This is a genomic window from Bacillus sp. N1(2025), assembly GCF_053470005.1.
This window is the reverse complement of record NZ_JBLTJB010000014.1, coordinates 30,184-56,440: the sequence shown is the minus strand read 5'-3', so window position 1 is coordinate 56,440 and position 26,257 is coordinate 30,184. Positions and strand designations below refer to the sequence as shown.

21 protein-coding genes and 2 pseudogenes are annotated in these 26,257 nt (G+C 37.7%); 3 read left to right on the top strand and 20 right to left on the bottom strand.

The window, feature by feature from the left end; genetic code table 11:
- The 3 genes from yunB to ACNFN4_RS20695 all read left to right on the top strand — a co-directional run.
- On the top strand, positions 1 to 422 hold a 422-nt coding region (gene yunB, locus ACNFN4_RS20705; protein WP_306217608.1), incomplete at its 5' end, for a sporulation protein YunB.
- 228 nt (positions 423 to 650) lie between these two features.
- Positions 651 to 983, top strand: coding sequence for a YolD-like family protein (locus ACNFN4_RS20700; RefSeq protein ID WP_022553058.1), 333 nt, complete (start codon positions 651 to 653; stop codon positions 981 to 983).
- Positions 976 to 2,226, top strand: a complete 1,251-nt coding sequence (locus tag ACNFN4_RS20695) for a Y-family DNA polymerase (protein ID WP_022553059.1) — start codon at positions 976 to 978, stop codon at positions 2,224 to 2,226. Before ACNFN4_RS20700 ends, ACNFN4_RS20695 begins: the two co-directional genes overlap by 8 nt.
- A gap of 163 nt (positions 2,227 to 2,389) precedes the next feature.
- Here the strand turns inward: ACNFN4_RS20695 and ACNFN4_RS20690 are convergent, their stop codons facing one another.
- From ACNFN4_RS20690 to ACNFN4_RS20595, 20 genes and pseudogenes are all read right to left on the bottom strand, one after another.
- Positions 2,390 to 3,550, bottom strand: a complete 1,161-nt coding sequence (locus tag ACNFN4_RS20690; RefSeq protein WP_014417849.1) for a response regulator aspartate phosphatase — start codon at positions 3,548 to 3,550, stop codon at positions 2,390 to 2,392.
- 151 nt (positions 3,551 to 3,701) lie between these two features.
- A complete protein-coding gene (locus tag ACNFN4_RS20685; RefSeq protein WP_448200451.1) occupies positions 3,702 to 3,980 on the bottom strand; it encodes a hypothetical protein in 279 nt (92 codons plus the stop codon).
- Positions 3,981 to 4,319: 339 nt separating this feature from the next.
- A complete protein-coding gene (locus ACNFN4_RS20680; RefSeq protein WP_014470077.1) occupies positions 4,320 to 4,571 on the bottom strand; it encodes a phage holin in 252 nt (83 codons plus the stop codon).
- A gap of 20 nt (positions 4,572 to 4,591) precedes the next feature.
- Positions 4,592 to 4,984: a hypothetical protein gene (locus ACNFN4_RS20675; protein ID WP_014417852.1), complete on the bottom strand. Its 393-nt coding sequence runs from the start codon at positions 4,982 to 4,984 to the stop codon at positions 4,592 to 4,594.
- Positions 4,985 to 5,098: 114 nt separating this feature from the next.
- Positions 5,099 to 6,142, bottom strand: coding sequence for a peptidoglycan recognition protein family protein (locus ACNFN4_RS20670; protein WP_022553061.1), 1,044 nt, complete (start codon positions 6,140 to 6,142; stop codon positions 5,099 to 5,101).
- Positions 6,143 to 6,317: 175 nt separating this feature from the next.
- Positions 6,318 to 8,876 (bottom strand): peptidase G2 autoproteolytic cleavage domain-containing protein, encoded by a 2,559-nt coding sequence (locus ACNFN4_RS20665; protein WP_448200450.1) that lies wholly within the window; start codon positions 8,874 to 8,876, stop codon positions 6,318 to 6,320.
- Positions 8,877 to 8,917: 41 nt separating this feature from the next.
- Positions 8,918 to 9,736, bottom strand: coding sequence for a hypothetical protein (locus ACNFN4_RS20660; protein WP_448200449.1), 819 nt, complete (start codon positions 9,734 to 9,736; stop codon positions 8,918 to 8,920).
- 20 nt (positions 9,737 to 9,756) lie between these two features.
- A pseudogene (locus tag ACNFN4_RS20655) lies at positions 9,757 to 10,617 on the bottom strand (glycoside hydrolase family 113); the annotation flags it as partial.
- A 281-nt stretch (positions 10,618 to 10,898) separates the two neighbouring features.
- Positions 10,899 to 13,038: pseudogene (locus ACNFN4_RS20650) on the bottom strand (DUF7359 domain-containing protein); the annotation flags it as partial.
- A gap of 12 nt (positions 13,039 to 13,050) precedes the next feature.
- Positions 13,051 to 13,809 carry a phage tail domain-containing protein gene (locus tag ACNFN4_RS20645; RefSeq protein WP_062623498.1) on the bottom strand — a complete coding sequence of 253 codons (759 nt, stop codon included), beginning with the start codon at positions 13,807 to 13,809 and terminating at the stop codon, positions 13,051 to 13,053.
- 57 nt (positions 13,810 to 13,866) lie between these two features.
- Entirely contained in the window at positions 13,867 to 20,739 is a 6,873-nt protein-coding gene (locus ACNFN4_RS20640) for a phage tail tape measure protein (RefSeq protein ID WP_448200448.1), read from the bottom strand.
- Between the two features lie 63 nt (positions 20,740 to 20,802).
- Positions 20,803 to 21,429 (bottom strand): hypothetical protein, encoded by a 627-nt coding sequence (locus tag ACNFN4_RS20635; protein ID WP_276123432.1) that lies wholly within the window; start codon positions 21,427 to 21,429, stop codon positions 20,803 to 20,805.
- A 73-nt stretch (positions 21,430 to 21,502) separates the two neighbouring features.
- Positions 21,503 to 21,916, bottom strand: a complete 414-nt coding sequence (locus ACNFN4_RS20630) for a hypothetical protein (RefSeq protein WP_423734298.1) — start codon at positions 21,914 to 21,916, stop codon at positions 21,503 to 21,505.
- Between the two features lie 112 nt (positions 21,917 to 22,028).
- Complete coding sequence (locus ACNFN4_RS20625) at positions 22,029 to 23,006, bottom strand: tyrosine-type recombinase/integrase (RefSeq protein WP_448200447.1); 978 nt, start codon at positions 23,004 to 23,006, stop codon at positions 22,029 to 22,031.
- A 13-nt stretch (positions 23,007 to 23,019) separates the two neighbouring features.
- The gene (locus ACNFN4_RS20620; protein WP_224988291.1) at positions 23,020 to 23,436 is read right to left on the bottom strand and encodes a hypothetical protein; all 417 of its coding nucleotides are present in this window, start codon (positions 23,434 to 23,436) and stop codon (positions 23,020 to 23,022) included.
- Complete coding sequence (locus ACNFN4_RS20615; protein WP_021493614.1) at positions 23,436 to 23,921, bottom strand: hypothetical protein; 486 nt, start codon at positions 23,919 to 23,921, stop codon at positions 23,436 to 23,438. The genes ACNFN4_RS20620 and ACNFN4_RS20615 overlap by 1 nt, the downstream gene beginning before the upstream one ends.
- 82 nt (positions 23,922 to 24,003) lie before the next feature.
- Positions 24,004 to 24,168 carry an XkdX family protein gene (locus ACNFN4_RS20610; RefSeq protein WP_202109960.1) on the bottom strand — a complete coding sequence of 55 codons (165 nt, stop codon included), beginning with the start codon at positions 24,166 to 24,168 and terminating at the stop codon, positions 24,004 to 24,006.
- Between the two features lie 31 nt (positions 24,169 to 24,199).
- A complete protein-coding gene (locus ACNFN4_RS20605) occupies positions 24,200 to 24,538 on the bottom strand; it encodes a hypothetical protein (protein WP_265971887.1) in 339 nt (112 codons plus the stop codon).
- The gene (locus ACNFN4_RS20600; RefSeq protein WP_265971885.1) at positions 24,532 to 25,866 is read right to left on the bottom strand and encodes a pyocin knob domain-containing protein; all 1,335 of its coding nucleotides are present in this window, start codon (positions 25,864 to 25,866) and stop codon (positions 24,532 to 24,534) included. The genes ACNFN4_RS20605 and ACNFN4_RS20600 overlap by 7 nt, the downstream gene beginning before the upstream one ends.
- Positions 25,866 to 26,222 carry a hypothetical protein gene (locus ACNFN4_RS20595; protein ID WP_022553073.1) on the bottom strand — a complete coding sequence of 119 codons (357 nt, stop codon included), beginning with the start codon at positions 26,220 to 26,222 and terminating at the stop codon, positions 25,866 to 25,868. The genes ACNFN4_RS20600 and ACNFN4_RS20595 overlap by 1 nt, the downstream gene beginning before the upstream one ends.
- Positions 26,223 to 26,257: the final 35 nt, after the last annotated feature.

The window sequence follows — 26,257 nt, the reverse complement described above, 5'->3', positions numbered from 1 at the left end:
TGGAGTCGAACAATAAGCAGCATGAAACAGAAAAAGGCGCGAAAACGGCCGATGCAATTATGATTGATATTCCTTTAGGGCAGGTCACGGGAAACAGCATTCTCGGAAATCTTGGGCCGAAAATCCCCGTGCGCTTTAACTTGATCGGTGATGCGTTAACTGATGTGAAAACAAAAATAAAGCCGTACGGCATCAACAATGCCCTGATTGATATCAGCATCTTTGTGGAAATTAAAGTGAAGGTCATTATTCCGTTTGCCAGTAAGACATCTGTCGTGACAAATAATATTCCAGTCTCCATTAAAGCGATTCAAGGAGAGGTGCCACAGTTTTATAACGGAAGCGGCGGGTCAGGTGTGACGCCTTCCATTCAGCTACCGAATAAAAAACAAGAGAAATCCGGAGCCGATAAAGACAAATAAAGACACACAGCTGCCAGAAAATAATGCGGCTGTGTGTTTACTTTTTTCTGCGGATTTCTTTTCGCTCCCATGCCTATTGGAGAGAATTCAATGTCTCGACTAGAGTAGACCATAAAGATATTTAATGAATAGTCATTTCCAACAATTACATCGAACTATTGTTCTTATTTATATTGAACAAAGAACATTTGTTCTGTTAATATTAGATCAATAAAGGAGTGATTCAAAATGCTTAGAGATCGAGGAACAATCAAATGGACTTCCATGATGCTTCCAGAACATTTAACGCAATTAAAACAGGACTTGTTAGATGTTTCGAAAATGGAGAAGCCATCTTTAGATGAACAACAAATTGAGGAGATTGACATCTTGGTTTCTGAAGCAATGGCATTCAATAAAGAACTGAAGTTTAAACTCTTTAAAGAAGGAGTTGCCGAGGATTTAATCGGTACAGTTCAATATCTAAATTACGAACAACACAAATTACATGTAAAAGATCATCACGATCAAACCGTATACATCACCATGAATGACATCATAGGAGTTGCTTACAATGATTGATTACTCACAGTTTCCACGTAAAAATATACTTTGTGTAGATATGAAATCCTTTTATGCTTCGGTTTCAGCTGTAACAATGGGATTGAATCCAATGACATGTTATCTCGCTGTAGTCGGAAACACGGATAGACAGGGGAGTGTTGTCTTAGCAGCGTCTCCTGCACTTAAAAAAGATTATGGAATCAAGACTGGCTCCCGGCTATTTGAGATTCCAGATGATCCAAGAATTCACATAGTAAACCCGCAAATGAAACTTTTCATCAGAGTTTCAACTGAAATCACTAAATTGTTTTACAGGTTCGTTCCTGAAACATGTGTACACACGTACTCAATTGATGAATCTTTTTTAGATGCAGGAAAAGAAAATCCTGAAGTCATGGCAGAAGCAATTCAGAGCAGTATGAAGAGAGAGTTCGGCTTAGTTTGTACTGTTGGCATTGGCGACAATATGCTGCTGAGTAAGTTAGCTCTTGATTTAGAGAGCAAGAAAACAAAGACTGGGATTGCACGGTGGAGGTATGAAGATGTTCCGAAAAAACTTTGGCGTGTTCATCCGTTATCTGAAATGTGGGGAATAGGAGGGAGGATGGAAAGGAATTTAAACCGAATGGGGATTGCGACTGTTGGCCAATTAGCCAATTATCCATTAGAGCTGCTTGAAAAACGTTTCGGCATTATGGGGAATCAGCTTTATTATCATGCCCATGGAATTGACCTTTCTGAAATTGGAGCTCCTTTAATGCAGGGGCAAATAAGCTACGGGAAAAGTCAGATATTACTTAGAGATTATACGAAGAAAGAGGATATCAAAGTAGTCCTCTTGGAGATTTGTGAAGAGGTTGCACGAAGAGCACGAACACATAACAAAGTAGGGCGTACGATCAGCTTAGGAATTGGTTACAGTAAAGATGAGTTCGGCGGTGGCTTTCACAGATCTAAAACAATTGATTTGCCTACGAATATCACAATGGATATTTATCGATACTGCTTGATTTTGTTTGATAAGTTCTATACAGGAAAAACAGTAAGAAGTATTTCAGTTACTTTATCCAATATTGAAGACGATGTGAATCAGCAATTAAGTCTGTTTGAAAAGGATAATGAGAAGAGAAGGAAGCTTGGATTTGTGATGGACGGGATAAGAAATAAATACGGATCTAAAGCGATCTTACGAGCTGTTTCATATACACCTGGTGGAACAGCATTGCATAGAGCAGGTTTGACTGGTGGACATAAGTCATGAGAACAGAGAGCAGCTCCCTCTGTTCTCCTTACAAAGTTATTAGTTTTTTACGTTTCGGCTCTTTCAGCAACCTTGAACGTATCATTTTGTTGTTGGAGATAGGAAGCACCCAATGTTCCGGCAACGCCGAATAATAGAACTGCACAGATAAATAGTTTAGTTTTCATATTGCTTCTCCCCTTTTGATTTGTCTTCTTGCTTCATTTGCCAAACGATAAAATTCAACTGCACCCCAAGCATCCTGTTTTCCAGTGAGAAAATCTGCTACAGAGACACCATAACTTTCCATGTCAGGGTATATACCTCTTTCTTTGAAGAACTCGAATGTTTTCCTAACTAAGTCTAAATCATAGTCCAAGAAAAGTCCTTTAACCATTTTTAACTTTTCAAGTACCATTTCATTGTTATGCCGTTCAGCCAGCTGTTTGGCCTGTTCATAAAATTTTTTTGCGTTTTCAACGTCATTTTGCCTTCCCTTTAAGAAGGAGATAACAAATAATGTTTTAGCAGCGTAATCATGATTTTCCGGCTCAATGATTTGAAGTGACTTATTAAAGTGAAAAAATGCTTTATCAAGTTCTTCCATTTGATTATAACACAATCCAATATTAAACAGTGCTGAACGCATCAAATGCCCACGATTCTTTTCACTTTTGTTTAGCTCTACTGCCTCCTGATACGCTTTGTATGCTTGCTTTAAAGCTTCATCAAACTTCATACTGTCCAGCAAATTACCAAATATGACGAATTGACAGCGCACCTTTTGTACCCCGTATGTAGGGTTCCCGTCAATAGCAGGTTGTTTTTTAAATATATCGTAAGCCCTCATGGCATAATTCATTGAAAAATAAGTCTGTTTCATGTGGTAATACACTTCTGACAATTTAAAATAAAATTCAGCTTTTTCAACTTCAATATCTCCACTCTCGATTGAATCCAAATACCTCTCAGCTTGTCTATAGTAATTAAGGGAGAATGTTAACTCTTTTTGTCTGAAATAGAACATGCCCATGAAAAAGTAATAGTAATATTCCAGCATTCCTGTTAAATTTCCATGACCTTCATATTCTTTTAGCTCGCCATAATTTTTCTCAATGTCTTTTATAGCGTTAGGATACATATATGCCAACATTAGCTTATGTCTAAACTCAAGTAGGGAGAAGTATAGTAAAACATCTTGATTTTCTTCCATAACTTTTATTTCCTGCATAACTTCTTTACGCATTTCTTCTGCTCTACCGACCCAATTCTTTTTAATAGCCACATACCAATGATTCATCTTTGTTGCTACTAAATCATAAGGAATGACTTTTTCACTCTTCAAGTCCTAAACCCCTTTCATATCCATTTTATTATATAGTTGCATTAGAGGAAAGAAATGTAAAGGGGATTTGAGTGAAAATTAAAAACAAATCAATAATTTGTTTATGACCGAAACGAAAAAAATACCCTCCTCGTTAGAGAAGGGTACGTTATCAGTTTGCTGTTGCTTTCAGTGAGGCAAGCCACTCATCCAATGTTCCTGAGAAACCTTGTTGAACGGCTAATTCATATGCTGATTTTCCATCTTTACCGGCAGCGCCAGTAGCACCTTTAACCCCGGTTGCACCTGTAGTTCCAGTATCGCCTTTTTCACCTTTTAATGAAGCTAACCATTCCTCTACAGTTCCTGAAAAACCATTGTCTACTGCAATATCATAAGCAGACTTCCCAGTGACAATTGAGACATTAACCATTGGATTGAAGAAACTCATTTATGCGCCCCCAAAAAATTATATGTTATTCCTGACTCAGAAATTTTGAAGCTTGTGATAGGTGAATCATGAGCGTCCATTTGAAAGCCTTGTCCAGCTCTTAAATAGATAGGATCACTGCCATTGATTGATACGTGGCATTCCTGATCATTCGAAAAGCTGAATTTATAGAAAGAATATTTAATCGTCCAGGTTGCAGGTGGGGAAGGGATTACTTCATGGTTAGATTCTGACTTCTCAAGCATTGGACTCCCGATATATCCAGATCCTATTTGCATGGCCAACAATCATTCCTTTCTTAATTAAAAATGAAAAAAAGGGGAGATGAACTCCCCCGAGTTATTTTGGTTCTGTGTATTCCATTGCTTGATCACTGTCTGAGATACCTGTAGTGGTTGGATCCACTACAACCCCCATTGCAGTTAAAAACGTAAGTAAAGCATTAAATTTCTCAGTGAGATCATCACTAAATACAGAAATATCGTATCCGAAAGCAGATGCAATAGCTTGTGCAAACAAAAGAGTTGCAGAGAAGATTGCAACCAGGAATGTTTTCTTTTTAAGTCTTACTTTCCAGTTAATTTTAGTCATGAAATTCGCTCCTGTTCATTTTATTTAAGGCCAAAATGTATGAGTAACCAGGCTGCGACAATAGTCGCAATTACACTGGGCAGTACCTTAAACACAAGGTCTTTAGTAAACTGAGAGGGATCAATTTTGCGAGTAGAATCAGAGCGTTCCAATATTTCAACTCGATTGTCCAGTTTTTCATATGATTTACTCAGATTTTTTAAACTGTTGCTCATTTCGTTCAGAGTGCTGAACTGTTCTCTCGATTGTGCTTGAGAATCCTTATTAATTTCGACTTGCTGCTCAACAAGCGTAGCAATACGACCAATAACATTTGTTCTTTCTTCAAGAGAGTCAATTTTGTTATCAGTGTGCTTAGCTTTTTCTTCAAGTGCACTTAATCTTGAAATGGTGCTTTGCTCAAAGTTATCCATTTGTCACCAACCTTTGATAAAATAGAAAGGTGACATTACATCACCTCCTAAAATAAGAGGATAATCATTGATATACCTCGATCAACAATCATCCTCAAAGATATTTAAATATATTTAGATTTTTGACCCAAACTGACCTGAGATGTAGCCGCGTTTACCTTTATAGATCACTTCCCAGTAACCCTTAGCATTGTTTGAACCTTTCACTGAACCAGAAATGCTGAGTGTGTCACCTAACTTTACGGTGCCAAGATTCTTTGCTTTGTTTTTATCGGGTCTGTCCATAACGATTGCAGCGCTTTTTACACCGACAATTTTAATTTTGCCTGCAGATTTGATACCACTGCTTTTAGGCTTAGAAGTGGATTTAGGCTTTGGGGTTGATTGTCCAAGTTCAGCATCACTTTTAATGTACTTCACATTTACGTAACCGCTGTATGTAGCACCTTTAGAGTTTGTATATTTGATATATCCCCAACCATTTTGAGTTGATCCTTTTTGGTATTGGACAGTGGAGCCTTTAGGAAGAGCGAGTACAATAGAGGAGTTTGCATTGCGTTGGGTTCTCACATTAAGACTGTCAGCGATAACTGTGTTCTTAACATAAGAACCATTTGTTTTAACTACTTTTGTTGGCTTTGAAGATGAGGAAGAAGTTTTTCCGCCGAGTGCTTTTAATTCTGCAGCAATGGCCGCTTTCACTTGATCCCAACGTCCCTCAGACAGAATACGATGCGGACAGTATTTTCCGTTCCAGTCCTGATGCTTTCTGATTTTGTCAACGCCCCATCCGCGCTCTTTGAGAAGTTGCGCCACAAACTTGATAGCCAGTGCCTCTGCTACCCGGTAACGCGCACCACCTGACTTGCTGCAACAGATTTCCACGCCAATAGACTTACGGTTCCCGGTTCCGTTTGTGCCATCGCCAGTATGCCAAGCATTCCGATCCAGCGGAATCCCCTGAATTACTTCTTTATCATCGACGGCAAAATGATAGCTTGTCGATTCGCTGTTTCCTGTCATATAACTGATTTCATTGGCGGCTGATGCGTCGTTTGCTGTGTTATGAATAGTGATATACTCCGGTGTCATTGGGTTCGGACATTTCAGAGCGTATTTTCCACTTGGAACTAATCTCTTTTTCACTGCAATTGTCATATTGAACATCTCTCCTAAAAATTAAATTTGAGCACAAAAAAAGAGAGAAGGGGCAAATCCCAATCTCTCTTTATCTCACGTATGCTCTTGTTATCTCTGTTTTTGAATGCTATAAATTGAATAAAATTTATATTTTAACTAGAACATAACCACCTCCTTTAAAGAGGGCACTGAATTAAACTGTCGGTGTTATTAAGCAGACAGCGACACCATATCCTCTTTCTTTTGTATAAGGTGTTGTTATTTTCATTACAGGATAACCTGATTCATCAGATGATTTTGAGCCTTTTCCGGCTTTAGGTACAATTCTGTCGCCGTCTTGAACTGTTTCGTCAATGCGAACGAAAATTTGTCCAAACATACCGACTATATTCCATTCAGGACGCTCAGATCGTGGAACATATTCTTCATTGGCATTGAAGTTGGGATTTTCTTTTGGTAGCCTTCTTATTTCTGTTCTTTGCATACCTTCCGAATCCACAAATGTCACATCCCTATCTTCATAAATAAGACCGCCGAATTCATTTTTGAGGTATCTTCCTTGCCAATTAAACAAAGACTCTCCGAGCACAATGCCAGCTGTTTCAGATATAACCCCTAATACCTTGTCACCGAGATTCGCTTTTTTAATTTTGTCCCCATCAAGTGTGACCATATATCCGGTAGGAATTGCTCTTCCATCTGCAGATTCGAAATACTCCGCATAATCAGCAAATGTTGAAGCACCTTTAACCTGACCGGCTAAGGCAACATTTCCTCTCATCGCATCATGTTCTATTTTAATGTTCGAGGTGGAAGGGGTATCTGATGTTCCATATCCCCATATAGTGGTATAACCTTTTCTGTTTACTACAGATTGTGACCCAATAACAACCCTAGAAGATCCTGATCCTTCAATGGAAGAATTATTTGATGCAACAACCAATGAACGACTTCCTTCCGCTGTTGTTTTAGATCCTCCAGAGGACGCAATAACTGCATTACGTGGGCCTTCTGCTTTAGAGCCGCCAGTTGTTGCAATAACAGCAGAAGCATCTCCGGTTGCTTGTCCGCCACCTGAAGATGCCATTACGACGCTAGTATTTGTTTTAGCGTAGCCGGAAGTCGTCGCAATCCGTGTGCCACCTTTGAAATTATTCGGGATAAATGCGTAGGTTTTCCCGGCAATTTTACTGGGAGTAGCGTATTGTTCGCACATCGCAGCACTAATATTGGCCTGTGAGTTAGTACAATAAACGCCAATTGAACCTGCTTTGCTTGTTCCCGTCATGTTAACGTTATTGATATTGACTGAGCCAACTTTACTTCCAACAGCAATACCCACTAAAGCAGACTGGTTAATGGTTACATTCGAGATGTTAACATTGTCTGATTTTTGAGCTCCACCAATCACATAGATGTCGTTACTTGCTGTTGTAAATCCCGAAACTGTGATGTTGTTCAGGTTGATGTTTCTGCTCTTATATTGAGTAGAGATAACTGTAGTATTCTTGTAATCATATGTCGGGTCACCAATTGCATTGAAGTTTGATACGTTGACATTTCTATAAGCGGAAATAACAAGTGCGCGAGGATTTAAGCCTTGATAAAGGTCACTGAAAATAGGATGTTGTGCAGTGCAGTTAACGACATTTATGTCAAATGCACTTGTGGAGATTTTTTCGGAGGCTAGGTGGAAGCCAATATGTCTAAAGTCGAAAGCACGGATATCATTTTCGGAATAGCAGTTAATTAAGTTTACGTTTCTTGCTGCTGGTGCTCTGTTGTGAGCTTTGACTTCGAAACCCCTGCAATTTTTTCGGCTGTAACAGTTCACAAGCCATACGTTTTTAGAGCCATCATCAATTTCAAAACCGTTTGAATTTGAAGCTCCTTTGCTGTGTGCGGATCCATTAGCGTCATAAGCATAACAGTTAGTAAAGAAGATGTAGTCGGAATAGTGAGTTGTGAAGCCATCATCACCATAATTAGTTGCAGTACAATTTTCAATCCAAACATATTTGCTGCCATTTGGCTGATAATGATCTGCTCCATCAGAGGAAGAGTTCCAAACAGGGGAGCTTACATCAAAACCGTGCACACCTGGATTTCGAGCATTGACGTTACTAACCCGAACAAATTTAGAGTTAACAATACCCACACAGTTTGCATTTGTTCCATTTGTAATGGTGTTATCCTTTTTGTCTAAATTCCAATCGAGGTCTAAGTCTTCAATTAAGATATATTCGTTTCCGTTTGTGTAGTCGCTATTGGTTAACACACAAGATGTTCCGGCTGCAGTTGGATGAAGTTTGATAATAGACCCTGATCCAACACCATAAAGTCTGACATAAGAGGGGATATGCAATCCTTGAACCATATAAATACCTGCAGGAACAAAAACTTCTCGCTTCCCACTTGCAAAGGCAGCTTTAAAAGCTTCAGTGTCATCAGTAACACCGTCACCCTTAGCTCCAAAATCCTGAACATTGACACTTCGTCGGATAAACTCATTTAAAACTTTATCAACAATTGTTGCACCAGATGCAGGGATTTTTGAAATGTCTCCAATAATGTTTGTAATATCTGTTAAGCCAGCATTAACTGTGTTTATTACGTTAGTAATGTCTTTAGAAGCGGCATCAAAAGCTTTTTTGATTTCAGGAGCAGTGAACGATACCCCATCGGATTTGAGTAATTCAATCGACATGGGTATATACTGCTCTGTTTTCTTGTCGTAATATTTAAATCCCATTCATTTACCTCCATAAAAAAGAGACCCGATCGAAGTCTCCTTTAGTCAATTTCATACCAAACTGCACCTGATTCTGGAGCACTATTTGATATAACAACTCTTTGTTTTTCTGGAATTAAGCCTTCATCCTGATACCATACATAATTAGTATTGAAAGGTTCTACAGCGCTTAATAGGATATTGAAACCTTCATAAGCTTCCGAAGTTCCAATATCAATCCAATCAAAACCATCCCATCTGTACACGGTTTTGTTTTCTTTTACAGCAACCGTCCATCCTATAAGGGGATTAGGGTAAGTTGTTTGTATATCTGCGAATGTATAAACAGAGGGTTTGTAAATCTTCCTAGTGTTCTCAACTACATACTCATAATCTGATGTTGCTTGTCTGCACCAATTTGTTATTTCAACACATCGCTTGGTGACACGTTCACATTCAGCAATACGTTCGTTGATACGAATAATGGCATCTTCAGCATCGTCAATTAAGCCTTGAAGTGTTTCAATGACCATATTTCCTTGTCGTTTAATCCATATTCTTGAGGCAGGGAAGAAGGATGCGCCTTCTCCTTGATATGTAAAAGTAAGTGATTTACCTTCATTTGAACCATTGAAAAAGACAACTCCCATAAGGTAATCAACCTTAAAGTAGTTGTCTTCTAATTCACCATCTTCAATTTCTCGCCATTCTTTACTGTCACCACTAACCTCGACTCTGTACTCACGGTTAGGTACTTCTGTAAGTAAGACTCGACCATTGTAAACAGTTAAAGTTTCACTATAGCTTAAATAAGGGTCATCGATTGAACCCTTCCTTTTTTGAGAAAGGGTAGGGTCGTTATAGAGCTGAGGAAAATCCAAACTAAATTCACCGTCCTTTCCTATTGTGTAATTGATTTGAGCAATTCTTCTAAGTGCGCGACTCTTTCTTCTAAACTCTGCAGTCTGCCCTTAGTGCCACCTAATGTTTGTCCTCTAATAATGGATTCAGCTTTCTTGTCAATTACGTTATAAACAGACTTCTCATCTGAAATCGCATATACAGAATATCCTTGCCACCAATCTTGAGCTTGAAAAACTCTAACCCAAGCTTCAAACCAATTCGCCTGAATTGATTCATTGTATTCTCCTAGGTCTCCGAATGCGTTATGGGGCTGTTCAGGAGAGTTACTGTAAGGTGGGATGCCAAGTTCACCAAAGAAGATCGGCCTATTCCATTTATCGTAAAATGCTTTGATTTCCTTGAATATATTCTGTCCTCGTCCATATAACGGTACGCTATAAATAGCATCAATTAACTGATCGACAGTTGGATTACGGTTATCAGTCAATTCAAAATAAGCAGCTATGGCAATGATATCAACAAGTCCGAATATAGGATTGTTCAGCTTTTTGTTGTACGCAGCAATCGTTTCGGGAGCCCAGTCAGCAGTTACCCAATAATTTGTCCGGTAGAGTAGCTTACCAGAGAATAAACTCCTAAGGCCTGTAATAACTGATTTCCACTTTTCTGTTGAGTCTTCCATATGAACTAAGTTTGAAGCAATGTATAAACCGTCTAATTTAAATTGCTCACATTTTTTAGCGAAGTCTTGTAGGATGTTGTTCCATGCTGTGAACCATTGGTTTAGATCAGAAGGCATCCAATCGGTTTCAGCTATCGTTCCATTTGCGATGAAGGGATAGGGTTCTAAAATAACGTTGTATCCATCATTTTTGAGTTTAGGGATCATATCCCATGCTTCGTTATAAGTGTAGTCAACAACAGTTGGATTTGAATCTGAAGCATCTACTGCATTAATAAGGATAGGAATCGTGACTGTGTTTAAGTTTAAAACAGTTGAGTCATTACTTACATCAGAATAATATTTACGACCAAATGCAGAGACATTTCCGCCTTTCCATTTCAGAGGATTGACCAAAAGGTTATTGAGTTCAATGTTTTGAACACGACTATCATAGTCGGAGAGCTTAGTGTCAACTTGTGCGGCTGTGGTTTCAACAAGCTCAGCTGTTTTTTGATCACTGGAAACCCATTTTTCTCCGTCGTAAGATGAAACAACGCCGGTAACCGTATTAGTCCATAAATCGTTTGCTTCAGGTTCTTCAGGTTCAGTTGAGGAGACAGTGTATTTCGAGCCATTTAGCTTGCCTTTAACTTCTACTGTAGAAGAAGGGAGGTAGGGGTTTTCTGAAGGGAATTTAGGCTGTACAATATCAGATAGTATTCGACCACTGCTATCAATGGATGTCTCTACTGTGCGATAGGCTTGGACTCCAAATGTATAGTGTTTATTTGAAACTTGACCGGTTAATGTTGCAATTCGTTTATCATAACTAACTGATAAATATTGTTCAGCTGACATCTTTGAACCAAAAAGATAGGTATCATCTGATGTGTCAGAGTAGCAATGGATAAGAAAACCATCGATATTGTATTTATCCTCACCGGAGTCTGGAAAATCCCATTCAATTGATACATCTACAGATCCATTATCATTTACAACATGAGTTATAGCAGTCCCGTCATTTCGGATAGTTGGGTTTGCAACGGGTGCAGATATACGATCATTTCGTGCATTGTAATTGGTCAGTAGGGTATCATAATCAATCTTTTTCTTATTGAATTCAGTTGATGCTTTCTTAGCAGTATACAATGAGCGTGCAAAGTCTTGTTCTATCGTAGTAGCTCTTTTTCCATTCGAGAGTGTTACTTGTATACTTTGCTGCTCAAAATCAAAATTCATTCCTGTAAGTGTTGCTTTGACATCAGTTCTAAAATCGTCATTAACTAATCTGATTACATCTCCCAGGTAAATTCTATCCCAAAAATCCTTTTCTTTGTTGACAGTAAATAAGTTCACAATGTTTGTTCTGATGTCTACCGGAGGTGTATTTTTCTCTCCAAGTTCCTCAAGGCATTTTTCATACAACTCTGTTTCATCAAAAATGTTGTCATTAGACCAATCTTCTTGACGGATAAAATAAGACAACTTTTTCATTAGCTTTTCACCGAGAAACTTATCCATAGACAACCGATCTTTTAACACTGCTATTTCTTCAGTTATCTTGGAAATCTGATTGACAGTGGTGGATATTTCAGCTTTCTTTGATGTAACTTCAAGTTGTTTGGCATCTCTTTGCTTGATAAGGTCTTTCGTGTCATCTCCAGCTTTTTTTGCTACTGTGATCTTATCTAAGATTTGTTGTAATTCAATTTTTTCTAGGGTGAAGAGGGCATTCTCCTGTGTGGTTTTTGTTGCTTCCAGATCTTTTTTCTGATTTAAAAGGAGGTGAAAAGAAGAGCCTTCTTTATTTACAAGTTCATTGTAATCTAAAATTGCATGGCACAAATCATCATCCATGTAATCACTATGCTTAATTACATTTCTCTTTTCATCACGTTCAAAAGGGTAGAGGAAATAAGAGAAATCATCCAAGTAACTCTGTCCAGTAGGGTTGACTGAATTAATAACAATTCCATCTTTACCGGTAATGTCTAATCGTGTTACAACTTCATCAATATCAATGGTATCTTCCATATCAATCATGAATCTTTTAGGAGAGAATTGGACACCTTTATACTTGGACACAGTTTCTTTTTTATAAAATGATACTGTGTTGTTCACAGTATCAAATATAGGCACAGCCTCGAAAGTTTCTCCAATGTTCTTTAAAAACTCATATCGGGTAGAGGTAACATCAAATGAGCGGCGTTTTTCATTAAAAGAGGGGTCAATAAAGTCTACAGTAAAGCAAGTTCCTTTAAGACAATCTGTGGCAACTTCCAACAGATTTTTAGAGATGCCTTCATATGATTTGATTTTGCTTTTATGAAGAATGTAGGGAAGCCCTTGAGCTCTAACTTGTATTGTTTGTTCCTCATTTTCTGACTTTGTCAATCCGGTTATTACAAACCATTCAACTCTGTTTAAGAACTCTGCCTTAATGAGATACCAGCCTTTTATGAGCTCTGCCACATGGTTTGACTTCATCTTGAAATTATATCTTGCTTTAAGTGGGATATTAAAAGTTAGATCGTGAAGTTCAACAAAATTCAAATTTAGAGAGGCGTTAGAGAAATCTACTATATTAGCGACTTTCTTTTTATTTGGTTTTGCTAAAGAAAGTTTGAGATGGCCTGGTTTAAAATCGTAAATCAATAAAACATCCCCTTACAAATACTTATATCTGTATATAAACCGGATATAGCATTCGCCCGTTATTTTAACTCTGTTTATCCCTCTTGTTAAAAAAACATACTGCTCATTGACTTGATCATAACACTCATACCCAGTAACACTGGAGGTGATCAGCTCTTTATTGGCATCTACATTAATAACTTCCTGATGTTTAATTGATGTGAATTTTAGAGGTTCTTTATAAGCTGTCAAGTTTTCAATTGTGATGTCTCCATCACCGATCTTTTTGAATTCAAGTGAGAGTGGGATATCTAAATCCCCTATATTTTTAATTTCTATATTATTAGAGCCTGATGATATGTCATACCAATGTGTAGTTGTTTCTCGTCCATACCTATAAGGAAATACTTTCATTGTCAGCTTCACATATCCATCATTAGAGCAGTTGTGTACCAAATCTGTTGCGTTCACTGGCAAAGCAAAATAAATGATATCTAAATTACTACTGAATGAAAGAGGTTTGTAATCTTCTACGTTTAGCCAACGTGCCACTCTTCGAATATTTTCCTCATCTAAATGATCTTCTATGTAAAAGTTTAAAGGGATTTCATATGGTTCACGTTTAACACTGTCTACATATGGCTCAGAAGCTGATCGTGTATATGTTTCATTTACTGTTCTATTCGCTATGAATGTCTCTTCCAGTAGTCCGCCCTCTGTGTTTACATTCACTGCTCCAATTTCATAAGAGGGGATATCATCGAACATAAAATATTGACTTTCTCTAATCATAAAATTCCACCCTTAGCAATCAAAAAGCAAGCTGAAGAGCCTGTATAATGCAGGCTCTTACATACTTCCATTTAATTTTATAACTTCTTTCTTGATGGTTTCGAACATTGTCCTAGCTCCTGTTTCTCCACCTGTGAGCTTTTCAATATTGAAATTGTTTGTTAGATTCACTGTTTTATCGCCAGTAGAGTTAACTGTAGGAGGGAGGTTAGTGGTTTTAACGTTTGGTATCAAACTATTGGATAGGCTCGATTGGTTAATATTCGGAATTATTGATGGAATAGAGGTAATCCCTTTGTTAATCAAGGCTGCTAATTTTCCACCTTGCCCCCATTTAGGTGTTTCATTGTTCAAATCGTTACCAGAGAGATTACGAACTTGCTTTACAGTTTCAAGCATATTTTCAGTATCTGTTTTATTTAGAATAAGCTCTTTATCGTGGAGGAAGGCGAGCTTACCTGCGCCCAGTCCTGTTCCTGTATATCCACCCGATGCAAAAGAAGATACCTTTTTTCCAGTTTTATTACCTTTGGTCACAGTATTAAGTGCATTAGAGGCTTCTTTAAGCTTATCGATAAGGTTATTAGAGATGCTTTTTCCTATGGACTCCATATTGCTGTTAATGAACTTAGAGAATTCATTCAGTTGCTTAGCAATATCAGTAATCTTCCCATCCATTAGCTTTTTCTCAAGTTCCTTAAATCCACGCTCATCATTGACGAGATCATCATATTTCTTGTTAATTGAATCTTCGTCTTTTTGAAGCTGATCTTGCAACGCTTCTTTTCGTTTGCTACTTTCACGATCTTTAAGAAACTCATCTAAATCTAACTGTTCCTTTTGTAGCTGCTCAGTCAATTCCTTAACCTTTGACTTGCCAAATTCTGAGTCATCAAGAGAATACTGATTAATTTGGTCAGTGAGTTTTTGGATACTGTCTTGCTTCTCTTTTAACTGTTTTTGGAATTTAGCTTCATCATCAGTTTTATCAATCTCATCAATCAAGTCTTGCGTAGCTTTTTGATGCGCTTTTAATTCAATATCACGCATCTTTTCGTACATCTCTTTGTAGATGGAGACAACTTCATCAGCAAGGGATTTGTACACATCTTTGATTGATTTCTTTGTGTTGTAAAGCTCCAGATTGTAATCCTTCTGCTTGTCTTTCCAGTTCTCGATTTCTTCAGTAATTTGTTTCTGAATATCCGGGAACCCTTTGGCAGCTTTCTTTTGTGCTTCCAACTGTTTTATATACTTCTTCGCTTCATTCTGTTGCTGCTGAATAAGCTTAATCTGTTGGCTATAATATTTAACCTTGTCTTTATCTTCCTCGGTCATGGATATTTTGTTGCTAACATCTTTAAGCTTGGATTCAGTTTTCTTGGTTGATTTCTCTATACCGTTAAGCGTTTCGTCAACTTTAGATTGGATGAGCTGTCCTTGAAGTTCTCTTACTTCTTCTTGGAAATTGATGAGATCAATCTTAGCTTGTTTTAATTCCTCAGCAAGCTGTGCTCTTTGAGCGGAATTCAGAGTTTTGTTTGTTTTGATTTCTTTTTCAATGAAAGAAACCTTCTGACTCTGAATCTTTTGCTGTTCAGTTAAAGCTTTTTTCTGATCATTTGTATACTTACGGAACTCTTTACTGTCGCTCAGATAATGACTTGCGAGTGCTTTGTCTTTAGCGATTCTTACATCAAAATCACCAATACGCTTGTCATATTCATCGAGTTTCGATTGAACGATTTCATATCTAAGCTCTTGTATCTGATCATTTACTGAATCGATGTCACCTTGGAGAGAGAGGAGGTCTGATTTAGCCTGTGCTATTGCTTGTTGTCGTTCTGCTTCAGCTTGAGATGCATCCGAAATAGATGTGCCGACACCCTTTAAATACTTCTCAGGGTCAACCGTCTTTCCGTTTTCCTCAATTTGAAGATGAAGGTGATTTCCTGTTGAATTACCCGTACTGCCAACTTTACCAATGGTCTGTCCAGCTTTAACAGTTTGACCGGCTTTAACAGAAGGGGTATCAAGCATATGCATATACTTAGCAACTTTTCCGTCATCCTGCTGAATGGCAACCCAGTTACCGGCAGTCTTACTATAACCTGCAATTTGAACTTTTCCACTTTGAACCGATTTAATTGCGGTTCCAGCTTTTGCTGCGAAGTCGATACCTTTATGTGGAGTTGATCGGTAAGCGCCATCTTGTGCACCATACTTAGAACTTATTCTAAAAGCGCTGTTCTTCGTGTAGTAGCTTGCAATGGAGGAATTAGCAGAAGTCATTGACTTGGTGTAGTTTGACATGATCTTCTGAACATAATTCTGCGTTTCTTTGAAAGGAGGGATGCCGCCGTATTTAATTACATTACCAGGCCCTGCGTTATAAGCAGCAAGTGCTTTCTCAACATTGCCACCAAATTTGCTTAGTTGTTGGGCTAAATATTTCGTGCCACCCATAATGCTCTGATAAGGATCATAAACATTGTTTACGCCTAAGCTTTTAGCAGTGGAAGGCATCAACTGCATTAATCCGGCTGCGCCTGCTCCAGAACGAGCTCTTGCGTTGAATCCTGATTCTTGTTGGATTACAGCTGCAATTAGAGCTGGATCAACACCGTATTTGCTTGCGGCAGAATTAATGTAGCTGGAGTATTTACCGGAGTAAGACCCGCCACCAGAAGAATAAGAACCACCAGAAGATGAACCAGAGGAAAGGGAAGAGGTAACTATACCGTATTGTGAAATGTTCCCTGACTTAATTTGATCCTTGAGGAGTTTGGCTTGCTCCTGCATAAGTTTTTTCTTTTGTTGAAGAGCTTTAATTTCTTTCTGCAGGGCATTTCGATAACTTTGGGAATACTTTGGATAGTCGTTTACTTGCTTATTATATTTTTCGACTTCAGCATTAACTTTCTCCAGAGCTTCCTTGTATTTATCAGCCACGTACATAGATGTTTTCATTTCCTCAGAGGCTTTATCACTTGAAGAAGAAAGGTCGTCAAGAGATGTTCCTGTTTCAGATAAGGAAGTTGAAGCCAAATCGGCTAGTTTATCAAGCTCTTTAAGCTGATCGGTAATATCAGTGACCTGGTTTAAATCATCCTGTGTTTTCGGTAGGAACTGCAGCGCACCACTGTTCCCTTTTTTTAGTTCGTCGTATATCTTTTTCTTGTTGTCTTCAAGCTCAGACTTCATTTTATAAGCGTCTTGAACAGTCTTGATAGCCTTGACTTCAGACTTATACATATTAATCTTTTTATTTAATGCATTAGCCTGATTAATTAGATCTTGTCTTACAGATTGTTGCATATCATTGTAAGCTTTGAGTTTTGTATCCCGAAGCTTAACAACTGCATTTCTGTTGATTTTTACAACACCATTTTCAACTGAAATTGCATCAGCAAGATCATGTTCTTTCTGAATAAGCTTCATGGCTTCTGTTGCAGATATGCTTTTACCTTCAGACATTTTTTCAAGGAGGTTATTTAAAGGGGAGATGCTGTCAGACATAGTGTCATAAGCTTCATTTTGAATAGCAGATATAGCAGCATCATTTTGCTTCGATTCAACTAATTCATCGATGATTCCTTTAATTGCTTCAAAATCACCTTTAGCTTCTTTGAGCTTGTCAGATAAATTCCCGACTTGCTCACCTAATGCATCTACACCTTCACCATTTTCATCCCAGGTTACTTTTGCAGTTTTTGCTGAATCATTTGTAGAGTCAATGGAAGTTTTAAGGTCATCATAAGATAAAGCCAAACCATTAGCTTTATCTTTGCCACTCATATATTGATTAACAAGCTGTTCTAAGCTTTTAGAGGCGGAATCAAAATTATTTTTATTGCCCGTTTGCAGAGCTTTTTGGATATTTTCCATGTATTTCGAAACATTTATTGAAAATGACTCAAGTTCATCTGCATTCATTTTGCTGAAGTCAATTTTATCGAATGCGTTAGATATTTCCCTTGAAAGATTCGGATTTATCTTTATTGAGTTAAAGGCATCAATTGTCTGTTGTACTTGCTCTCTAATTTTAGCTTGTGAGCTGGATAGCTCTTGTTCAGTACGTAGTGCATCTTGTTCAGCTTTAATACCTTGATTTTTTTTGTCGTTTTCAGAAGAGAAAATATCCCAACTCTTGCCGTTTTTATAATAATCGGCAACCTGCTTATACTGTTTAATCTTATCATTGAGTTTATCAATGTCTTTTAAGCTTTCCTTAAAGTTGCTATTGGCCCCTGTTTGAATGTCTTTTTTGTTTAGATTACTAAGGTCTTCAGTGTACTTTATAGCATCCTTAAGGGCTTGGTTTTTCTTTAAGATTGCTTGCCCTTGAGAATCATAACCAGCGATCAAATTCGGGAATGTTTGTGCTAATTGTTGTGTTACTTGTAGGTATTCTTGCTCCTGATTGGCTGATAAAGCCCCGCCATCTTTAGCCTTTTGCAGTTCTTTGTATTGGCTAATCAGTTTATCAGTTTCATCTTTATTGGTTGTAATTGCTTCAATGCTTGTAGTTTTCGCTTGTTCAAAATCTTCTCTAGCTTGTTTCAACTCAGAGTAAGAAGAAATTAACTTCTCAATAACGACGCCAAGTCCAACCATGGCTGCCATAGGAAGAAAACTTCCTGCTAAGAAAGCTCCAGTGGTCATCGCCACTCTTTTAAGTCCAACTAGGGATGCATTAAATGCAGTTACAGCTCTATTCCAAACAACTGTTTTGGCAGAGGCGGCAGTTACTCCAACAGTTACAGCATTAAAGTTGAGTACTAAATTTTTAAGGGCTGCGCCCATTGCCATTCCTGAGGTAAGTGCACTTGTACGTAAAGAAGTGTTAAAAAGCATAACTGCAGCTGTAGCAGCTCCTATAACTTGAGGAAGGAGACCGACTGTTTTAGTGATTTGAGCACTTATTTGCATTAAACCTTTAAGTGCATCTGCAAAAACCACAATACTATCTGATATGAAAGCTTCACTTGAGGCAACTGACATCTCTGTAAATGCATTTGACAACCTATTTAATCTTGCTTGTAAACTGTCAGCGTATTTCTGCTGTTCACTCCAAGCGCTTCCTGCGGAATTAGCCGCAGTAGTCGCTGCGTTTTGTGATATGGAAAAGTTGTTCATTAAGGCATTAAATCTAGAAAGCTGATAAATGCCCGCTACACCTATCGTGGTGTTTTGTTTTTGAGCATCGCTGAGGTTATTCCATTTCTCTGCTAACTCATTAATTAATTCAGTAGCAGATTTCGCCTCACCACTAGCTGTTTTCACAGAAATACCAATCTGTTCTAAGGCTTTAATTGAGCTATTATTATTCCCAATACGTGCGAAAATGGTTTTAAGTGAGTTACCAACAATGTTTCCTGATTCACGGGTGGTACTTGCAATTGCAGTAGTATACCCAATCAGATCATTTAATTCAACGCCAAAAGTGGCAGCGGTACTTCCTGCTTTTCGAATCGAATTCGCTAGGTCGAGAGTAGTTACAGCATAGTTGTTATCGACTTCATTAAGCTTATCTGCAATTGAAATAGAATCATTCGCAGCAATATTGAAGTTTAACATTGCCGCAGTTAAAGTGTTAACTGTGTCATCAGGAGTCAAGTCAGAGACGTTTTGAAGTACCTGAGCGGTTTTTGTTAGAGTGGTCAGCTCACTTTCATCGAAACCCATACGCCCGAAATCGCCAGTCATTTGCAGAATGTCAGTGATCTTGTTTGAAAGCGTGTCACCTAAGTCGATTGACTCTTGAAGAAGCTGATTGTACTTGTAATCAGGCTCATTCATCACACGTCTGATGTTTGTCATTAGAGTATCAATTTCAATAGCCTGAGAAACCATTTCCTTGAGCCCAGATATAGCACCATAGAACAAAGAACCGGAGATCAAATATGTCGACATACTTTTGAAAGCTTGAGTTAACTCCGTGCCAAAAGAGGAGGCTTGACTAGACGCTGTTTGAGCATTTGAAGCCAATTCCCTAAATTGCATGTTCAAGCTTTGCATTTGAGATCTGATATTATTACCGCCGGCACTTACATTAAGACTATTTACTGCATTCAAATAATCTTGAGCAGCTTGTCTATTGCCGGCACCCATAGTATCGCCGTAACGTGTATTAAGGTTTTGTACGTTTACCTGCGCTTGGCGTTGATACAACTCAATAGTTTTTCTGAGCTCATTATTTTTCGCCACAGCAGCAGACTTATCATCGAGCATTTTAATTCTGTTTTGTAATGCTTCAATTTGTTGTGCTGTTTGAGCAGTGTTTAATTTCCGTCCAAGGGAAGAGAGGGTGGTGTCAGTTACAATTCCTTGCTGTCTAAGCTTTTCTAAATCCAGTTTTAATTGTTCAATTGCTTTTCGTTGCTGATCATAATTCGTTGTTACTTTAGATGTAGTAGCGTTTGTTTTTGGATCAGTTGTATAGGTAATATCGTCAAAGCCATTGCGGTTCTTTTGAGTAACCCTCGTTGTTTGTCCTTGAGAATTCTTTTGTTCTGTTCTTTTCTGTACCTGACCTAGTTTTTCAGTCGCTTGAGCAAGCCTGTTAACTTCTTGCGTTTGTTCACGTAATGATTGATTGCGATTGTCTATGGTCTTTGTTTCACGCTGAATGATTTCGCCATTTTTCTTATATTGCTGCGTCAGCTTTTCAACAGTGCCATCGGCATTTCTGGTAATCGTTGTAGTTTCTTTAACTGTTTGATTGAAGGATTTGAGATGTTTTTGGTAAGTGTCAACCGCAGAGGAGAAGTCGTTGAGAGTCTTTAAAGCAGAGGCATCAATATTGGTCTTTAAATTAAGGGAATTAAGCTTTTTCTCTAAAGATTTAATTTGCTGATTTAACTGTTCGACAGTTTTTGAAGAAGTATCAGCTTTGGGGGTGAGAATGATCTTTAAATCTTGACTCAATTATAGGTCACATCCTTTCGAATAGGAGAGAGTAATTTTTAAGGCATATAAAAAAGCCACTCATTATTGAGCGACTTTGTTTGCTTTCCGTATTGCTATCTCCATAATACCCTGCCATATTTCGGCATTTGATAAAGCATCCTTAACTTTTGGATCATCCTGTTTAAACCCTTTAACATTCTCTAATCCAAATTCATCTTTACTCGGCAGGAAATCAAATCTGTAAATAGGGGAGGAGAAATCATCGAGCTTTAATTTCAAATCAATTTTTTTGAAATACTTTGTTTCTGTCTTATTGGAAGTCAGCCCGCCAACTAAAGCTCCAATACTGCCTGCGGCTAATCCACCTACAACAGCGCCTGTTATTTGACTTCCTTTGGACACTTTTGTAATTGTACTATCATCAATTGAAACCTCGGCTTCAATGATTTTTTCAAAGGGGATAATTGTTTCTTCAAGTGTTCCATATTGATTGAATTTGTGAATCATAAATTTTTCTTCCGGTTCAATCAATGTAAGCTTTGCATTTTTATCTGGATTAATAATCGACTTGCAATTAGAAGGGAAGTTCCCAACCATCTCAATCTCGTTTGCCCTTTTTTTATCTATTTCTTTTTGCTTGTCCGATGCTAAAACCCCAATAATAATGAAAGAGCCGACAACTAAAATTAGAATGATAGCCCATATCATCCAATCACCGCCAGTATTATTTTCCTACATTATAACATGATTTCCAAAAGTGTAGAACCAACAAAGGGGAGGGTCACTTTCCTTTTTCGGACTTAATCTGCTCAAGTAATTCTTTAAAGTATGTAGCAGTAATAACAATGTCCCTATCTTTTCGTACAAGGAAAAGTAGGAGAAGGCAAATGGATGTTGCGATTAGAATATACCAAAGCAAATTAAACCTAAATAAAATTCTGAGAGATAGTAAGCATGTTCCTATGAGCACACTTCCAACTGTCCACATTTTTGTATGATCGAAGGACGCTTCAATCCGAGTCATACGGGAAATAGCTAAAGTTAAATCTGATGGATTAAGTGATTTTAGGATTTGAAATTTGCGTTTTTGTTCTGAGTAAGGTTCGCCTGAGTGGGGGAATTCCTTTTGTATATATTTTATTAGGTCACGACTATCCATCTGTACTAAATTGTGTTTAAGTATTGTCTTATTCATATTTTTCACCTCTCCATATTATCGTCAAATATGGAAATATGTTTAAGATTTTATCCATAAGCAAAACCCCTCAATTGAAGGATCTTGATTCTGCATAAAAGAGGGATTTCATTTACACTTCAAATTTTGCTTTCTTGTCTTGAATAGCATCTTTATTTACTTCTAGATAGTGATTTTTTGTTACGTCAGTTCCTTTATGGTTCAATAATTGAGACACGTCCTCTAGACTCATGCCACTGTGATACAGAAGGTTACTACCACTGTGCCTTAAATCATGACAGTGTAATTCAGGAATATCAATTATTTCTCCGATTCTCTTTATCCAATACCCTTGTAAAGTTCCGGTTTCAGCTTTTTTCCATGTGCCTCCGTACTTTGTTATGAAAAGGTATTCGCATTCAATTCCGTTTTCGGATCTGTATTCCAGCCATTCCTTAACAAGATCAATAGCTCTTTGAGAAGGGAAGAGGGTGACTTTGTATCCTTCTTTTTCAATGACATCTTCCACCCGAAGTCTTTCAAAGTCAATTTGTTCAACTTTAACGTTGCTTATAGCATTAGCTCTGGCCATCGTGGAGAGACCGAATTCAAAGAAGAGCTCTAACTGAATATTTTCCTTCTTTTTAAGTCCTTTTCTGATTTCTTCAACTTGTTCTTTTGTTAGGAAGGTCTGTTTAATTTGAAGTTTTTCACCAGTTCCGGCCTTAGGTCTGTCTAAGAAGTCAACGGGATTTTCTTTGATCTTACGTTTTTTCCTTAAAAATAAAAAGAATGAGCTAATGCTACTCATTCGTCTCTGAATTCTTCGTTCATTATTGCCTAGAATACTGGTACAGAATGCAACAAAATCTTCAATTAAATCAACCATATCATCAGGATCCTCTTTAATAATATCCACAATGTGCCGATTATTGTAATTCTCTAAAATGTATACCAGCCATTGATTGAAATCTGATTGATACCCAACTTTACTGGATTCCGAAAGGTTCATGTTTTTAAAGACAAAATACTTCCGGATTAATTCCGCATTTTTGGGGTTAATTTTGTTGACCTTTTCTTTTGTTGCATATGCTATCTTTTTTCTGGCCATTAATACACCACCGTTATTCTGTTTTAATACCATTTGCATTTAAATCTTTTTTCATAGCAGCAACTAATCGTCCATCTTTTAAGGATTCAGCAGTATTCTTCATGACTGGGCGAGGTTTTCCGTAACCATAACCGTATTTATCTGGATACGTGTATCCTTGACCAGTCTCAACAACCGTGGCAACATCCTTACCGTTGTCTTCACGGGTATTGTCTAATGAAATTCCGTTAGATTCGTTTTGAACGACAAAGGAGTCCTTCAAAAGAGATGTACGTTCATATTCAAGGGGATCGTATTCCTCATATACATCAGATTGCACATGCTCTTGACCAGTTTTAATCATTGTATTTTTTGTGCTTGATTGTTTTTGTACGGCTTGCTTCGCGGCAAATTCAATTAGTGCTGCTATTTCTTTTATATTCTTGGCCATTATTCAGCCTCTTGTTCATTTTCAATCTCATCGACTTTATTAAGGATGAGGTTATTTATTTCTTCCTGAGACATATTTGAAAGTTTGTCTAAATTCTCTTGCATCATCTTTGTTGCTTTTCCAAATTTCTTCATACTTTCTTCGGGAAAGCTGTTAATAATCAAAGGGAAAAATTCAGAGTCCACAAGTTTAACAAACCACTTAACTTTGTTTTTAATATCACTTGGAATACCCAATTCTGTAAATTCCTTAATTAATGAAAAGAATCCCCATTGAACAGGATTAATATCTTCAAACTTAATTCTTGCTTCTTTTGCCTCTTCTTGATCCGTAATAAATTCAGTAAGCATTTTGGTCAAGCGGGTAGGGGAGAAGTAAGGGTAAATAAAAACATGAACGTCATCAGTAAGTTGTACTCGTTCTTTCTTGTCATATTTACTTACACTTTCTTCAATCAACCCAAGATTTAATTTTTTCGATGCCATCTCATTTCCTCCTTATATATCCTCTGCACACATTAAAAAAGACACCTCAATAGGGGAGAGGTGTCTAAATAAAACTTGTATTTTATTCTGTGTCTGCTTCTTCGTAGTCTTCGCCAGTGATTTCTTTGTACTCTTCTAAAGTGACTAAACCATTCTTTACTCCTAATTGGAGCTCTTCTTTTGTCACATCGTTGAATTCCTGGTAAGCTTCTTTGACTTGATCGACGGTTGCCCATTTTCGACTCAGGGCATTAACCCAATAATTGTATGTAGTTATTTTATGAACCTCCCTTTAGATCAGCAATATCTTTTAACATTGTGCTTATTGTTTTGTTGACTTGTAACAAGCTTAAGCGGAGTTGGGATAGGGTCTGTCCTATTATTTCAAAATCGTTAGGTTCAGGGATGCTTGGTTTAACACTATCCTTGTATTCTTCAGTTGCTGATTCAATCCATTTATTTTTCTTGGGATCATATTTGGGCAAGATTATTGTGGGGTCTGGGACAGCAGTTGTACTATTTGGAGGAAGAGCATCGCCTTCAATGAAGTCTTCTCCAGCGTACATAAAGTTCTCATCGTAATAAAGAACATGCATAATATTTTCACCTACTACCATAAAGGAATTCCTATATTAAATGAAACTCTGGAAACACTGTTAATGTCATTAGCGTACAATCCATCAAAACGTAAATCTCCATCTGTTGTGAAGGCAAATCTCGCTGTTCCATATGATCCAATTGTGGGTACTACAAAATCCACCAGCTGTGTTGGCTTGGTTGAGAATTTAGCAACTGCAGTTCCAATGGCCGGCAATGTCCCGAAAGATCCTCTTAGCCATAACACATTGTTTACACTTGAGAATTTGAAAGGGTAAGTGGAGTATTGTGTAGCTCCATTAATAAGTGTAACTGGGTTCCAAGAACCTGATGTACCACTCCATCTAGCTTTGTCATCTAAAGTAACGTGAATATCAGTTTTTGCTTCGTGGGCATCGGTGTAGGCTTTCGCTGAGTTGAGTGCGGTAGTAGCTCTAGCTTGTGCTCCGTCAGTCGTTTCGTGTGTTTGCCATGAAGTCCAAGTTGAATCACTTTTTCTAAAACGGAAATAAGTATGTGTTCCGTAATACGCTTCTAATGCAAATTGTGCAATTGTAGTTCCATAGTTCATGACAGCTAAATAGACATTGGATAAGTTGGCAGGGGAGTGAAGCCCCTGGTTTGCGATTAAATAAAATCCAGTGTTAATCAAATCATTGTACTCCGTTTTTTCGGAGCTACCTTTGTAGAATACTTTCCCATCATCGGCAGTGAGTTTGAAAAGTTGAGCAGCGTCCCATCTATCTCGATCAGATTTGTTGATATGAACATTAGTGTCATTCAGATGATTATCAAAGTCACTTTTATTAGCTTGTTTTACATTGTCTACATTCCCAAGTCCAACCTGTTCAGCAGTAACCTTGTGTGGGTTTGATTGATCGTTAGTATGTTCAGCTAAGAAAGACTTTGACCTTTCATCAGAGCTGTTCCAATAACTGCGCTCATCCTTTGTGATATGTCGATCGAGGTCTGCATCGTGAGCGTCAAAATCAATTTTTGCTGCTTGTTGAACATTATCAACCTTAGACAAACCAACTTGGCTTTTAGTAACTGCATGAGGATTTTTCTTATCATTAAGATGGTCATCAAAAGCAACTTTTGTGGCTTGCTCTTCATTAAGTACATTTGATAATCCGACTTGCTCTTTAGTCACTTTGTGCGGGTTTTCTGTATTCTGAGTATGCGACTTTAATTCCGAATTTTGCTTTTCCATGAACTCATCGACCTTATCGGATAAACGTTTTTCATGATCAGACATATGAGATTCAGTTCTGAAAAATTGATCTTTAAGGTTATTGATTTGTATATTGTTTTGTTTGAGCTGACCTACAAATTTACTGCTGCTCATTAACTCACCGCAATTCCTTTAACCGTAACATCTCCATTTACGGAAATGACCTCAACCATGAATTTGAAAAGCCCCGCAATATCGAAATCCCAGTTTTCATTTGTATTCAATGTGCCCGTACCTAATTGAAAATCAGTTTTGTTTGTTCCAGCAATTTCTGTCTTTTCACCATTTTCATCTACGGCAAAGAATTTTATTTCTCTTGAAGTTGAGGAACCAGAGATCTTAACAGTAATATCCCGATAATGTGATACTACAAATTCTTCACCTTCAGACGGGGCAGTTGTTGCTTCGTGGAATGTAAAGGTTGCTTTATCTGGAATGGTTTTTAAAATATTTTCATCGGTTTCTGTCAACAACTCCACCTCCTAAGTCTGTTTAAAAACTGACT

Bases quoted from the DNA above. Each gene is read 5' to 3' on its own strand.
- ACNFN4_RS20605 (WP_265971887.1), bottom strand. From the start codon at position 24,538: ATGGTAGTAGGTGAAAATATTATGCATGTTCTTTATTACGATGAGAAC.
- ACNFN4_RS20695 (WP_022553059.1), top strand. From the start codon at position 976: ATGATTGATTACTCACAGTTTCCACGTAAAAATATACTTTGTGTAGAT.
- ACNFN4_RS20700 (WP_022553058.1), top strand. From the start codon at position 651: ATGCTTAGAGATCGAGGAACAATCAAATGGACTTCCATGATGCTTCCA.
- ACNFN4_RS20685 (WP_448200451.1), bottom strand. From the start codon at position 3,980: ATGAGTTTCTTCAATCCAATGGTTAATGTCTCAATTGTCACTGGGAAG.
- ACNFN4_RS20630 (WP_423734298.1), bottom strand. From the start codon at position 21,916: ATGAATAAGACAATACTTAAACACAATTTAGTACAGATGGATAGTCGT.
- ACNFN4_RS20625 (WP_448200447.1), bottom strand. From the start codon at position 23,006: ATGGCCAGAAAAAAGATAGCATATGCAACAAAAGAAAAGGTCAACAAA.
- ACNFN4_RS20665 (WP_448200450.1), bottom strand. From the start codon at position 8,876: ATGGGATTTAAATATTACGACAAGAAAACAGAGCAGTATATACCCATG.
- ACNFN4_RS20675 (WP_014417852.1), bottom strand. From the start codon at position 4,984: ATGGATAACTTTGAGCAAAGCACCATTTCAAGATTAAGTGCACTTGAA.
- ACNFN4_RS20635 (WP_276123432.1), bottom strand. From the start codon at position 21,429: ATGATATGGGCTATCATTCTAATTTTAGTTGTCGGCTCTTTCATTATT.
- ACNFN4_RS20600 (WP_265971885.1), bottom strand. From the start codon at position 25,866: ATGAGCAGCAGTAAATTTGTAGGTCAGCTCAAACAAAACAATATACAA.
- ACNFN4_RS20680 (WP_014470077.1), bottom strand. From the start codon at position 4,571: ATGACTAAAATTAACTGGAAAGTAAGACTTAAAAAGAAAACATTCCTG.
- ACNFN4_RS20615 (WP_021493614.1), bottom strand. From the start codon at position 23,921: ATGGCATCGAAAAAATTAAATCTTGGGTTGATTGAAGAAAGTGTAAGT.
- ACNFN4_RS20670 (WP_022553061.1), bottom strand. From the start codon at position 6,142: ATGACAATTGCAGTGAAAAAGAGATTAGTTCCAAGTGGAAAATACGCT.
- ACNFN4_RS20620 (WP_224988291.1), bottom strand. From the start codon at position 23,436: ATGGCCAAGAATATAAAAGAAATAGCAGCACTAATTGAATTTGCCGCG.
- ACNFN4_RS20645 (WP_062623498.1), bottom strand. From the start codon at position 13,809: ATGATTAGAGAAAGTCAATATTTTATGTTCGATGATATCCCCTCTTAT.